General features: G+C 41.1%; 8 protein-coding genes. 1 reads left to right on the top strand and 7 read right to left on the bottom strand.

Annotated features, from left to right (window positions below; genetic code table 11):
* Positions 1 to 45 precede the first annotated feature (45 nt).
* From RM552_RS14215 to gltB, 5 genes are all read right to left on the bottom strand, one after another.
* Complete coding sequence (locus tag RM552_RS14215) at positions 46 to 738, bottom strand: 5'-methylthioadenosine/adenosylhomocysteine nucleosidase (RefSeq protein WP_311369519.1); 693 nt, start codon at positions 736 to 738, stop codon at positions 46 to 48.
* A gap of 179 nt (positions 739 to 917) precedes the next feature.
* The gene (locus tag RM552_RS14210) at positions 918 to 1,517 is read right to left on the bottom strand and encodes a DUF2726 domain-containing protein (RefSeq protein WP_311369518.1); all 600 of its coding nucleotides are present in this window, start codon (positions 1,515 to 1,517) and stop codon (positions 918 to 920) included.
* Positions 1,518 to 1,666: 149 nt separating this feature from the next.
* Positions 1,667 to 2,095 carry a hypothetical protein gene (locus RM552_RS14205; protein WP_311369517.1) on the bottom strand — a complete coding sequence of 143 codons (429 nt, stop codon included), beginning with the start codon at positions 2,093 to 2,095 and terminating at the stop codon, positions 1,667 to 1,669.
* Positions 2,096 to 2,405: 310 nt separating this feature from the next.
* Positions 2,406 to 3,821, bottom strand: a complete 1,416-nt coding sequence (locus RM552_RS14200) for an FAD-dependent oxidoreductase (RefSeq protein ID WP_311369516.1) — start codon at positions 3,819 to 3,821, stop codon at positions 2,406 to 2,408.
* 29 nt (positions 3,822 to 3,850) lie between these two features.
* On the bottom strand, positions 3,851 to 8,314 hold the full coding sequence (gene gltB, locus RM552_RS14195; protein WP_311369515.1) for a glutamate synthase large subunit: 4,464 nt from the start codon (positions 8,312 to 8,314) through the stop codon (positions 3,851 to 3,853).
* A 585-nt stretch (positions 8,315 to 8,899) separates the two neighbouring features.
* On the opposite strand from gltB, the gene arcB reads away from it, so the two are divergent.
* Positions 8,900 to 11,263 carry an aerobic respiration two-component sensor histidine kinase ArcB gene (arcB, locus tag RM552_RS14190; protein WP_311369514.1) on the top strand — a complete coding sequence of 788 codons (2,364 nt, stop codon included), beginning with the start codon at positions 8,900 to 8,902 and terminating at the stop codon, positions 11,261 to 11,263.
* Here arcB and mgtE read toward each other — a convergent pair.
* Together mgtE and RM552_RS14180 are read right to left on the bottom strand one after the other, a co-directional pair.
* Positions 11,260 to 12,618 (bottom strand): magnesium transporter, encoded by a 1,359-nt coding sequence (mgtE, locus tag RM552_RS14185; RefSeq protein WP_311369513.1) that lies wholly within the window; start codon positions 12,616 to 12,618, stop codon positions 11,260 to 11,262. The two genes, arcB and mgtE, sit on opposite strands and share 4 nt — an antisense overlap.
* Positions 12,619 to 12,716: 98 nt before the next feature.
* Positions 12,717 to 12,989: an HPr family phosphocarrier protein gene (locus RM552_RS14180; protein WP_311369512.1), complete on the bottom strand. Its 273-nt coding sequence runs from the start codon at positions 12,987 to 12,989 to the stop codon at positions 12,717 to 12,719.
* Positions 12,990 to 12,996 lie beyond the last annotated feature (7 nt).

Genomic DNA, 12,996 nt, shown 5'->3' with positions numbered 1-12,996 from the left:
CCCATTCATACATCTTAATTATGAGACCAAGCTAGGCCATAAATACTATAGGTTTTTCAACATTAATAAGGTCATTTCTGCAGAATTTTTTGCTGCCACTACTAGGTAGGCATCAAATGACATACTAGAGGTCTTACCGGCAATATCTGACAAACTTCGAATAACAACAAAAGGGGTGTTCATTAAATGGCAAACTTGGGCAATGGCCGCACCTTCCATTTCAACTGCTTTCATATCGACAAAATCGTCGCGAATTTTTTGTGCGGCTTCATCGCTTCCAACAAAACTATCGCCACTACACACCAAACCGCTAGTCACTTTCACGTTGGTTAATTGCCCTATGGCATCAAGCGCTAATTGGACGAGCGTCTTATCACTCTTATAATGTAAGGGCATTTGTGGAACCTGACCCAATTCATAGCCAAAATGCGTTACATTCACATCGTGATGCAGAAGCTCTGTTGCAATGACAACATCACCAATGTCTAATTCAGGGTCAAATCCACCCGCTGAGCCGGTATTGATGACATAATCGGGAGAAAGCGCTTGAATAAGTAACGCAGTGGCTGCTGCAGAAGCTACTTTACCAATGCCACATTGCACTAAACTGATCTCGTGACCACTTATATTGCCTCTATAAACATGTAAATATGCAACATTTTCGCTTCGTAAATTAAGCATTTTTTCTTTTAGAAGCGTAATTTCCTCTTCCATTGCACCGAGTATTAAAATGTTCATTGAGATACCTATTTTGAATAATTTGTATGTTTTTGTGCTTAGCTTTTTAAATTAGTTTCTTAAATATACTGGCTAAGAAAAAAAACAATGCGTTCGTTATTTTATGTTGTTGAGAAGTATTTAAAAACACAAAAGCGCCATTTTAGGCGCTCTTGGTTTTTATACAAGCTTAATACTAGTTAAGCAGCATATTTTCTCGACTGGCTCAATGGGCGAGTAGGGCGCTTTTTCTGTTGAATGACACTGGGTTTTGCGTTGCGATGACTAAAAGGTATCTTGCCTTGTCGACGACGCAATGGCACTAACTTAGTTTCAATACACTCTTGTATTTCAGACAAGGTATAACCACCACGTGCTTTAATTCGTGCATGAGGTATTGCAGCTGTATCTAACGCTCCGCTAACAAAAAAGTCTCGCTGAGTGTTATGGCCATTTTTTCCGCTACCATAAACTAAATCTATGGCCAAAACAGGGGTCATATCGTCCTTGTTGCACAATACAAAATCCACATGTCGAGCACCTGCCTTTACTAAAGCTGATTTTGCGAGTTTTTTATTAGTGTTTTGTTTGAGCGTGACTAGGTCACATAGTTTCACTCTACACAGTACTCTAAATTCGCCAGCAACAGCAGTTTCAATTGTGTTGAGAAATTGTCGTTCTGCCGCTGTAAACAACTGACTTTTAACCGAAAATGGGAATTCAATACTTTCTGGGTTGAACTTAATAGCGATAACTGAAATACAAATAATAAGTGCCAACAATAAAATAGCGATATCCATAATAACTCCAAGATAATAAGCCTACTTAACAGCAAGTAGGGCGATTGTTATGGAAGTTAGCAAGCAATATGCCAAGTAATGTATTGGAACTAATTAGTTGATTGTACCGAAGTGCTTTGTTGATATTAAGACAGCTCGAAAGCTAATTTCTATATTGCCTTAATAAGTACATCAACTTGAGACCCTTCGCCGTCTGCAGATATGATCAGGGTGGTATTTTTATCGCTAGTTTGTAACATAAAGCGGTCTTTTACTTGTTTGCTATTGGTAAATTGTGTGGAATCATTTTTATAGAAGTTAACGACTTCCTCTGGAGATGTGGGCACAAAAAATATCATAGATGCAGGAAAATCCGCGGCAAAAACTTGGCACAGTTTGCCGCCCGACGGCAAACTAATATCATAAAATGATTCTGGGCAGGCTTGCGCTTCTATTTGCATGCTCTCGCTTATATCAGTGTTTGAGTGATTTTCAATGGCTTGTTCTTCGTCAGCTTTAAATGCCGACACACTGCTTACAGCAAAAATTAAAAGAAGCCCCATTAGCTTTACTGACGCTTTCCAGTATCCAGTTTTCATTGTTGACTCCAAAATATGTTATTCGATATATGATTGTATCGGCATGCTATAAACAATGTTTACTGCGCTACTTTAATACTTATCCAGTCTTTCTTAGGTTTATTGTCAGTGTTATTGGTATCACTGTTAATAAGTAAGCGTGTTACTAAGATACAAGCTGCTGGAGCAAGCTTAGTTTGCAATAAGAAGATTTGTTAGGTTTGCCAAAGCTTGGCACTCGGTAAAGGTAGGTTTGCACTTGCCTAAATACTCAGTGTAATAACCCAAATATTTAAGCAAGTGTGATTAAATAATAATTAGTAGAGTATTGTCATACTTCTAAATAATCGAGTATGCCTTCTGCTGCTCTACGTCCCTCATCAATAGCGGTAACAACTAAATCAGAACCTCTGACCATGTCGCCACCTGAAAATATTTTAGGGTTACTTGTTTGGAAGGGGTAATGACCTGCTGAGGGGGCTCTTACACGACCTTTCTCGTCTAACATAATACCAAATTCCCCAAACCAAGGAGCAGGACTGGGTTGAAATCCAAAGGCAATAATGACGGCGTCGGCTGGCATTACGTGCTCAGAGCCTGCAATTTCAACAGGCCTCCTGCGACCTTGTGCGTCAGGCTCTCCCATTTCGGTGCGCACCATTCTCACACCAATGGTCTCGCCTTTCTCATTTACCGCTATATCGATAGGCTGAATGTTAAACTCAAAATTGACACCTTCTTCTCGCGCGTTAACAACTTCTCGTCGCGAACCAGGCATGCTTTCTTCGTCGCGTCGGTAAGCACAAGTTACAGACTCTGCACCTTGTCTTATTGACGTACGAACGCAGTCCATGGTGGTATCGCCACCACCAAGCACCACCACTTTTTTGCCCTTCATATCGATGTAGTCGTCAGGTGATTTTTCTAGTCCCATTACGCGATTAGCCGTTGCAATCAAAAATGGTAATGCTTCAAATACACCTGGAGCATCTTCATGAGCAAAACCACCTTGCATTGCTTTGTATGTGCCCATACCCAAAAAGACACACTCGTAATCATCTAATAAGGTTTGAAAAGTAATATCTTTGCCAACTTCAGTATTCAGCCTAAACTCAATGCCCATATCCGTAAATATTTCTCGGCGCAAGGTAATCACGTCTTTTTCAAGTTTAAATGAGGGAATCCCGAAGGTTAGTAAGCCGCCAATTTCCTCATATTTATCAAATACTACTGGCTTAACACCGTTGCGAATGAGTACATCTGCACATGCTAAACCGGCTGGACCAGCACCTACAATAGCCACTTTCTTGTCTGTCCATTGGACTTCAGACATGTCAGGACGCCAACCCATTTTAAATGCAGTATCGGTAATATATTTTTCGATACTACCTATTGTTACCGCTCCAAAATCATCATTGAGTGTGCAAGCTCCTTCACATAATCTATCTTGTGGGCATACCCTGCCACATACCTCGGGCAGACTATTAGTTTTATGAGAAAGTTCAGCTGCCTCTACTATTTTTCCTTCGTTCGCTAAATCTAGCCATTGTGGAATAAAATTGTGCACGGGGCACTTCCATTCACAATAAGGATTCCCGCAGTCTAAGCATCTATCGGCTTGCCCCGCTGCTTGTGAAGAAGTCATGGGTTGGTATATTTCACCAAACTCTTCTTTACGCATAATGATGGGCTTTTTAGGCGGGTCAATACGTTCGACGTCAACAAATTGATATACATTTTTCGCCATACTTCAAAATCTCCTTTGTTCGGTCAAGGTTATTGTGCTTGAACGCGCAATTCGGCGCTCGAACGACTAATATGACCCAACAAGCTTTTCACATCACTGGTTTTGGGCTTTACTAATAAGAAGCGTTTTATCTCATCTGCAAAATTGGTTAGCAAATTAAGTGAATGACGGCTTCCTGTATTTTCATAATGAGAGTTTATCAAACCGCGTAAATGCTCCGAGAGGATTACTTTGTCTTCAATGTTTAAGACTTCTACGAGCTCGTGGTTTATGCGATGTTTCATATCATCAAATTCGTCATACAAATAAGCAAACCCACCTGTCATACCGGCGCCAAAGTTAACACCAACACTTCCAAGAATAGCCACTATGCCGCCAGTCATGTATTCGCATGCATTATCACCTGCGCCTTCGATGACTGCAATGGCGCCTGAATTTCTTACCGCAAATCGTTCACCCGCGCGCCCAGCGGCGTATAGTTTTCCACCGGTGGCACCATAAAGACAGGTATTGCCCATAATCGCACTGCCATGAGTATCGTATTTAGCGCTTAAAGGAGGATGGATTACTAATTTACCACCTGTCATACCTTTACCCACATAATCGTTGGCGTCACCTTCAAGTGTCATTTCAAGACCACCGGCATTCCATACGCCAAAGCTCTGTCCAACAGTACCACTTAAGGTTATTTTAATCGGCGTATCGTTCATGCCATGATTGCCATGACGCTGTGCAATGTAGCCTGAAAGTGTAGCCCCTACAGAGCGGTCTGTGTTTCTGACTTTATAAATTAAGGACTTAGATTTACGTGCCATAACAGCACCTTCGCAATCGGTAACAATGCGTTGGTTCAACTCACCTTTGTCGATTGGTGCGTTGGTGGTTTCTGAACAAAACAGTGCGGTATGAGTCCCTGCTGCTGGTTTCTCCAGTAAAGGCGATAAATCCAATTTATTTTGCTTTGCTGTTTGTCCATCTAATAATTCAAGTAATTCGGTTCTACCGACCAAGTCTTTGAATTGGGAAACACCAATACTTGCCATAATTTCTCGTACTTCTTGGGCGACAAACTTAAAGTAGTTCATGACCATCTCGGGCAAGCCTATAAAATAGTTTTCACGCAATTTATTGTCTTGGGTTGCTACGCCTGTCGCACAGTTATTCAAGTGACAAATACGTAAATATTTACAGCCCAATGCAACCATGGGTCCTGTTCCAAACCCAAAACTTTCAGCGCCTAACATTGCCGCTTTAACAACATCAAGCCCTGTTTTTAAGCCGCCATCCGTTTGCACTCGCACTTTGTGGCGAAGGCCATTTTCAACTAGGGCTTGTTGTGTTTCAGCTAAACCCAATTCAAATGGACTCCCTGCATATTTAACTGAGGTTAATGGGCTTGCACCTGTGCCGCCGTCATAACCTGAAATTGTAATAAGGTCGGCATAAGCTTTAGCAACACCAGTGGCAATTGTGCCTACTCCAGGCTCCGATACTAGTTTTACTGATATCAAAGCTGAAGGGTTGACTTGTTTTAAATCAAAAATTAATTGTGCTAAATCTTCGATTGAATAGATATCATGGTGCGGCGGCGGTGATATTAATGTTACGCCAGGTACTGAAAAGCGCAGTTGAGCGATGTATTTGTTTACTTTATCACCGGGCAATTGTCCACCTTCGCCTGGTTTTGCACCCTGGGCAACCTTAATTTGGATGACACTAGCATTTACCAAATAATGAGGTGTTACTCCGAATCTTCCTGACGCAACTTGCTTGATTTTGGAGTTTTTCTCAGTGTTAAATCGAGCAGGATCTTCACCACCTTCGCCAGAATTTGATTGTCCGCCCAGACGGTTCATCGCAATTGCGAGTGCTTCATGTGCTTCAGGACTAAGTGCGCCAATAGACATTGCCGCTGTATCAAAACGAGGGAATAATTGTTCGGCAGATTCTACTAAATCTATGTCTATTGCCTGGCCTGTTTTGATTGTCATCAGATCGCGTAAGTGACTTGGATTACGATTGTTGACCAAATTAGAAAAAACTTTGTAGTCAGTATATTCTCCACTTACTACCGCTTTTTGCAGCGAACTAACCACATCAGGGTTATATGCATGGTATTCGCCACCATGTACATATTTCAATAAGCCACCATGACTAATCGGTTTGCGAGCTAACCAAGCTATTCTGTCTGCATTAATTAAGTCTTGTTCAAAATCTACAAAACTTGCTCCTTGTATGCGGCTATGTACTCCAGAGAAGCAGGTATCCATGACTTCTTGGTTAATACCAACAGCCTCAAAGAGTTTTGAGCTTCGGTAACTGGCGATAGTGCTTATGCCCATTTTCGACATTATTTTAAATAAGCCTTTATTAATGCCTTTGCGGTAATTTTTGATGGCATCCAAAGGAGAAATGTCGAGGTCGTCTTTATCGACCATTTGCTCTACTGTTTCGTAGGCTAAAAATGGATAAATTGCAGTAGCGCCTAATCCAATGAGGACCGCAAAATGATGAGGATCACGCGCAGATGCCGTTTCGACAACAATATTGGCATCACAACGTAATTGTTGCTCTACAAGGCGCTTTTGCACTGCACCCACTGCCATAGCGGCTGGAATAGGTAATTTACCTTTTTGGATATCGCGATCTGATAAAATCAAAAAAGCAGCGTTGCGGTTTTTGACAGCGTCAACACACTCGTCACAAACGCGGTTCAAAGCATGTTGTAAGCCTTCGCTGGCAGCAAAATTCAGTTCGATTTTTTCGTTGTGATAGTGTTCATTATTAAATTCGCACAACTGTTTTAAATCGGTATACATCAATACAGGCGATTCGAATAACACCCTATGTGCATAACCACTTGTTTCGTTAAAGACATTTTGTTCCCGTCCAATACAAGTAGCCAATGACATCACATGATTTTCACGCAGTGAATCTATAGGAGGGTTAGTCACTTGTGCAAATTGTTGTCTAAAATAGTCATACATAGTTCGTACTTTAGATGACATAACTGCCATTGGCGTATCATCACCCATGGAGCCGACTGCCTCTTGACCATCTTTAGCCAAGACTTTGATGACCTGCTGCATTTCTTCATAGCTATAGTTAAAGAGCTTATGATAAGTATCCATCTTTTTGTCATCAAATACGCGTACACCAATTTCAACAGCGTCACATTCTTCAATCGGCTTCAGCCTTTCGATATGCTCCTCTAGCCATTTAGAGTAAGGGTGACGGCATTTCAGTTCATCATCTATTTCTGTAGAGCGCCATATTTTTCCAGTGTGAGTGTCGACCGCAAGCATTTCGCCCGGCCCAACTCGTCCTTTCTCCAGCACATCTTCGTCTGCATAATCCCAAATACCAATTTCAGACGCGAGTGTAATAAAGCCATTTTTAGTCATTACGTAACGAGCTGGACGCAAACCATTACGATCCAAGTTACACGCCACATGGCGGCCGTTTGTCATCACAATGCCAGCAGGGCCATCCCAAGGTTCCATATGCATCGAGTTAAACTCGTAAAATGCGCGTAACTCTGGGTCCATGGTGTCATTATTTTGATAAGCGGGCGGCACTAGCAAACGCATAGCTCTGTAAATATCCATACCACCGGCTAAGAACAGTTCTAACATATTATCCAAGGAACTAGAATCAGACCCTTGCAGATTGACATAAGGTGCGGCTTGTTTAAGGTCGGGTATAAGAGGGGTGGCAAATTTACTTGTACGTGCTATTGCCCATTCTCTATTTCCTTTGATTGTATTTATTTCACCATTATGGGCTAAAAATCTAAAAGGTTGTGCCAGTGGCCATTTAGGCAGAGTATTGGTAGAAAAACGTTGGTGAAAAACACAAATAGACGAAGTTAAGTCTGGGTTTGCTAAATCCAAATAGAATTTAGGCAAATCACGTGGCATAACTAGCCCTTTATATATCGTCACAAAGTTAGATAAACAAGCAACATAAAAGTCTTCGTCAGCTTCTAATTCTTTTTCAACTCGACGCCTCGCCATATACAATCGGCGTTCTAAGTCAGGTGCAGACCAACCACTTGGGCAATTAACAAACACTTGTTCTATTTGTGGCACGCCTGTTTTAGCAAGGTCGCCCAAAACACTGTGGTCTACCGGCACAACGCGCCAACCCAAAACTGATAGCATCTCTTGTTCTAATGATTGTGCGAGTGCTTCACGTGATTGTTGAGCTTTAATCGGATCTTGCGATAAAAACACCATACCAACAGCATAGTTGGTGCTTAAACTCCAACCATTTTCGTTCGCTACTTTTTTAAAGAAGTCGTCGGGTTTTTGTAATAACAGACCGCAACCATCACCGGTTTTGCCATCGGAAGCGACACCGCCTCGGTGCTGCATTCTATCAAGGCCTTCAATGGCAGTGCTGACCAACTGATGGCTGGATTGCCCCTCGGTGTGCGCTATTAGGCCAAAGCCACAATTGTCTTTTGAATCAGATGAATGGTAAAGACCCATGCATTACTCCTTCTCTACGTAGTTGCCGTCACGCAGGTATTTATCGCCCAGATAACCTTAGGCATTGTTGTGCAAAATATGCGTTAATGTATTTGGTGGCTAATAAGTAAAAACACTGTTTAATGGTTAGCCCCTCATTTTATTATTATTATGTCGTTAGCTGACTGTCGATACTCGGTCTAATGCCTTTTTACATATCGAATGTTTATTCATTTCACTAAGCGGGGTACTGAAGGTACATATTTATGGGTCAGAAATCAATTATCAGTTTGGCGAATATTGCCATTCATTAAATCAATGGCATATAACTTATTGTTTATTAATAATTTATTTTTTTCGCGTTTACACTGTTATTCAGAGTAATTTTTTAGCCGAGCGTTAAGCATCTGTAAAATTTAGTTGTTTTCGCAACCAATATTGCAAATTTGATGCAATGTATTGGCATAAATAAGCATTTTTTTGATTTAAAAGTGTCCTTCAAAGAATAAGTCTCTTTTGAGGAAGCTAAAATCCTGATAGCATGCGCTGTTCTTACAAAACCATCATACGTCAGTTATTTATCCAATGTTTTAACGGGAGCATACTTTGATAAAAACACCACCTGAATCTTGGGCCATAAAATTTGCAAAATTTGTGGATAAAATTGGTCCAATTAAAGTTAGTGTTCTTTTTGTATTGTTTACTTTATTTGTTACAACTGCAGGCTCTTTTGGTGTGCGCATTGCGTTAGGACGTGAATTTGAATCGGAAGACTTTATCAGTTCGATTGTACTAGTGTTAATAACGGCTCCTTGGGTCCTTTATTTCTTTAGTGAATTAATTAAGCAATTAGAGCATTCGCGCACTAATTTAGGTGAAGCTGTTGAGCAACTCGAAAGACTCCGGCGTCACGATGTTATTCTTAACCGCGAGCTACAAAATAATATTCGGCAATTAAATTACGAAATTGAGCAACGCAAAAATGCCCAACTCGAACGGGAGTCAATGTTTGCCAAGTTAGAACAAGAAATCAAAGAAAAATCTGAACAAGAAATACAAGCTAGACGTTTGTCAACTCTGACAAGGTCTATCATCGATGCGTCTCCCGATTTGATTTATTACCGCAACGAAGAAGGGCGGTTTGCAGGTTGCAACACAGTGGCAGAAGATCTTGTTGGGCGATCTGAAGAAGAACTGCTAGGCCTAACGCCTCACGAAGTATATGAAGAGGATCTGGCCAGTCAGGTAGCAGCCTCTGATCATGAAGTATTGGAAACAAATGCGCCTATTACAGAAGAGTTATGGTTGAAATTTGCTGATGGTAGAAGACGCTATTTTGAGATGCGAAAAGTGCCATTTTTCGATAAAGACGGACATCGTCTGGGGTTATTGGCGTTTGGTCGAGATATGACCGAACGTAAACAGTCACAGCTTGCAGTTGAACAAGCGAGTAAAGACAAGACTAAATTTATTGCTACGATATCTCACGAATTACGAACTCCTCTAAACGGCATAGTAGGGTTGTCGCGAATGCTCCGTGATACGAACCTAAATAAAGAACAACATGAATGGATCAGCACCATATATGCAAGTGCCATTACCTTAGGTAATATTTTTAACGATATCATTGATTTGGATAAACTTGATCGTGAAAAAGTAGAAATTCAAATAAAAACTGTTACCACGATGAGTTTTATCAATGAAATATCGAGCATTATTAAGCTACTAGCGTCTGATAAAGGTTTAACATTTAATTACAAAGTGATCGAACCGGTACCGGTAACTTTTGAGGCTGACGGCACTCGTTTGCGACAAGTCCTATGGAATATGTTGTTTAACGCAGTAAAATTTACACCTAAAGGTTCTGTGTCGTTGACAATGAGTTCTGTTATTCATAGTGAAAGCCAAGCCGAAATTACATTTACCATCCAAGACACTGGAATAGGCATTGAAAGTGCTCAATTAGACAAGATTTTTGCTATGTATTATCAAGTACAAAGAGAAGATTTTCAGGCCGCAACCGGCACAGGTATTGGCTTAGCGATTTGTAAGCAAATGGTGGATAAGATGGGCGGTGAAATCAACGTAAACAGTGTTTTGAATGAAGGCACTTGTTTTGAGATTAAGCTTCCCGTTACTGTGACTAACAAAAGTCCCGATGTGGAAGAGTTAAGAGTAACCGGCCTTAATGTATTATTAGTAGAAGATATTGAATTGAATGTAATGGTAGCAAAAGCCTTACTTGAAAAATTAGGTCAGCATGTATCGGTAGCAATGACCGGTCAAGAAGCCATAGATATGGTAAAAGAAACCACTTACGACTTAATACTACTCGATATTCAATTACCCGACATGTCGGGATTTGATGTGGCAAAAACCCTATTAGAAGCTGACTTAGTATTAAGTACCCCCATTGTTGCACTAACCGCTAATGTGATTAAAAAGCATGACGAATATATTCGCAATGGAATGGACGATGTTATTGCAAAGCCTGTTAAGAAAAGCCGCATGATACGCGTATTTAACGAACTGTTCGCCAATGATATTTTGGTTGATGAAAGCATTGAAAATGAGCCACAAGCGATGAGCCCTGTAGTAATTGGTAAAGTGGAAAAAGATGTTTTGGATGCTGACCTATTGACCATGCTTGTTGAAACTATTGGTGAAGGTATGATTGCGGCTAGCCTACAGGTCTTTGAACAAAAAATACCCGAATATATGGAACTATTAAATGTCGCTTTAGCCGCCGACGACAAAGATGAAGTATGTTCTCAGGCACACAAAATTAAAGGAGCTGCAGGGTCGGTTGGCTTATCGCGAGTGCAGTCGACGGCGAATTCTATTCAACAAGGTGATCACCCCGCGTGGTGGGAAAATGTGCATGAGTGGGTTGAACAACTTAACCAAGCAATAGATCAAGACGTACTTGCCTTACACGAGTGGATTAATCAGAATAAAATTGAAGATTAAATTAGAAATAGGGTGGCGGTGCCTAAAAAGGCAAAAATACCGACGACATCGGTAATAGTGGTTAGGATAACGCTACCCGCTAGCGCAGGATCTATCTTCATTCTTTTCATAATAATTGGCAGAGTTGCTCCTGCTAACCCCGCTGCAATCATATTCATCATCATGGCAAATGCAATGACCGCTCCCAGCATATAATCCTGTTTCCAAATAGCAATAACAGAAGCTATAAGTGCTGCCCAAATGAGTCCATTAAAAAAGCCGATGGCTAACTCTTTTCTTACTAACCAAATAGAGTTTGTAGTGGAAACGTGACCCAAAGCCATGCCTCTTATGACTAGTGTTAAGGTTTGGTTGCCGGCGACGCCACCCATACTAGGCACGATTGTATTGAGTATTGCTAAAACAGCTAATTGACTTAGCGTTGCCTCAAACATATCACTTACCGCGGCAGCCAAAAGGGCGGTTATCAAATTTACCCCTAACCAAACAGAACGGCGTTTAGTCGATTGACCTACTGGCGCAAACGTATCTTCTTCGTCATCTAAACCAGCCATGCTCATCATTGAGTGTTCTGCGTCTTCGCGGATGATGTCTACAACATCATCTATGGTGATTCGGCCTTGCAAAATACCCTCATTGTTTACAACTGGTGCTGATAACCAATCGTAGCGTTCAAACATGCTAGCAACTTCGCTTTCTTGCATGTCTACTTTTATAGAAATAGGTTCATCATCCATAATTTCTTCAACACTCACATCGGGGCTTGAGGTGAGTAGTCGAGCTAAAGAAACGGTTCCGATTAATAAGTCTTGGCGATTGACTACATATAAGGTATCGGTGTTTTCCGGTAACTCCGACTTTAAACGAAGATATCGAATGACAACATCAACCGACACCTCGTGCCTAAGAGTAATCGTGTCGGTATTCATAATGAAACCAGCAGTTTCTTCGCCGTACGACAAGGCTTTTTCAGCACGCAAACGGTCTTGAGTGTCCATAGACTTAAGAATACTGTTGAGTACATCTTCGGGTAGGGTACTGAGAGTCTCTGCTAAGTCATCAGTATCCATGTCTTCAAGGGCATCGACCACACTTGAAGGCATCATTTTGCCAATAATGCCGTTTCTTACGTCTTCACTGAGCTCTTCTAGCACATCAGAATGAAAATCTGCATCTAGCATTTGCCATAAATCATCACGTGTTTTAGTGACTGAAGATTCAAGCAACAATGCAACATCGCCAGCAGGAATATCGTGCAGGAGCTTGCGCACTCGCACGAATGCACCAGCGTTTAGATACCTGTTGATAGATAACAAGCGTGTTTGTGTATCTGAATTGTCGATAATTTCTGACATTGGATTAAACCCAACAGTAACCATAAACATGGAAATTTGGCTAAATAGTATAACACTAAGTCGTCAATAATTCAGTGAATTCTTGTTAATTCAGTGGCTTATTCACCTTCGTCGAATTTATTGGCGATTAGATTTTCGATTTCAGACATTGCGTTTTCAGCATCCACCCCACTGCATTCAACCGTTACTTGTTTACCTTTTCCACTGCCCAGCATCAATAAAGCAATCACACTATTTGCCGGTGCTGCTTGGTCATCTTGCGAAATAATAATGTCACTTTGATACTTTGAAGCAAGTTCCACGAGTTTAGTGGCTGCTCTCGCATGCAAACCAAGCTTATTGAGAATGGTTAAGGTTTTAGTAATCTTCACGCTTTTT

This window comes from Glaciecola petra, from assembly GCF_031846345.1.
In the GTDB taxonomy this organism is placed as follows: Bacteria; Pseudomonadota; Gammaproteobacteria; order Enterobacterales; family Alteromonadaceae; genus Glaciecola; species Glaciecola petra.
Note: the sequence above shows the minus strand (reverse complement) of the source record. Positions and strands in the feature narration are given on the sequence as shown.